Genomic DNA, 878 nt, shown 5'->3' on the forward strand with positions numbered 1-878 from the left:
GTTGACGAGCGCCGCCAGCTCCGGTTGGTTCATTCGCGCCTTCAGGTCGACCGGCAGCTGCATTTCCGCCAAGCCCGTGCGCTCGGCCTCCAGCCGGGCGAGGCGAACGGTCGCGCGATCGAGATCCTCGCTGATGATTTGCAGGTTCGCGCGTGTCAGCGTGTCATCCAGCCTGACCAGCACGTCGCCGGCTCGTACATGATCTCCGTCCTGCGCGAAGATTCCGCCCACTGTGCCTCCGGTTTGATGCTGGACCTTCTTGACGTTGCTTTCTACCACCACGGTGGCCGGTGCAACCACGGCGCCGGCGATCTTGGTCAATCCCAGCCACAGGCCGCCGCCAAGGACCAGCAGACCTGTAATCACCAAGCCGAATATCAGGTTGGCCCGAATACCGTCCGGCAGATCTGGCGAGCTCACGGCAGGCCCTTTGCTGCCACGAAGGGTCCGAGCATAGGACGAGAAGGTGACGAATGTTTCGAGCAGAGCCTCATGCATGCCCGGCAACCCCCGGTATCGGCGCCAAAGAAGATGGCCGAGGTGAAACAGGCGGTGAAGGTCGGAGCACGTTCGCCAAGACCTCCTCGCGCGAGCCAAAGGCATGAACCGTCCCGTTCGACATAACCAGCACCTGATCGATGTTGGCGAGTGCCGAGGGACGATGCGCAACGACAATGACGATGCCCCCGCGCTGACGCACTGCCCGTATGGCGCCGGCCAGGGCAGCGTCCCCATCCACGTCGAGGTTCGAGTTCGGTTCGTCGAGCACGACAAGGAACGGCTCGCCATAAAGTGCTCGGGCGAGACCCACGAGTTGCCTCTGCCCTGCCGACAGGGCTGCTCCCCCCTCCCCGATGCGGGTCTGAAATCCCTGAGGG

The 878-nt window shown here is 63.7% G+C and carries 2 protein-coding genes; both read right to left on the reverse strand.

Annotation, left to right across the window (positions count from 1 at the left end):
* Positions 1-498: biotin/lipoyl-binding protein (locus tag EN925_RS37750; RefSeq protein ID WP_128337457.1), on the reverse strand; the 498-nt coding region annotated here is incomplete at its 3' end.
* The coding region (locus EN925_RS37755) for an ATP-binding cassette domain-containing protein (protein ID WP_128337458.1) at positions 491-878 on the reverse strand (388 nt) is incomplete at its 5' end. The genes EN925_RS37755 and EN925_RS37750, both read right to left, overlap by 8 nt.

This window comes from Mesorhizobium sp. M7A.F.Ca.US.006.04.2.1 (assembly GCF_004022915.1).
Taxonomy (GTDB): domain Bacteria; phylum Pseudomonadota; class Alphaproteobacteria; order Rhizobiales; family Rhizobiaceae; genus Mesorhizobium; species Mesorhizobium ciceri.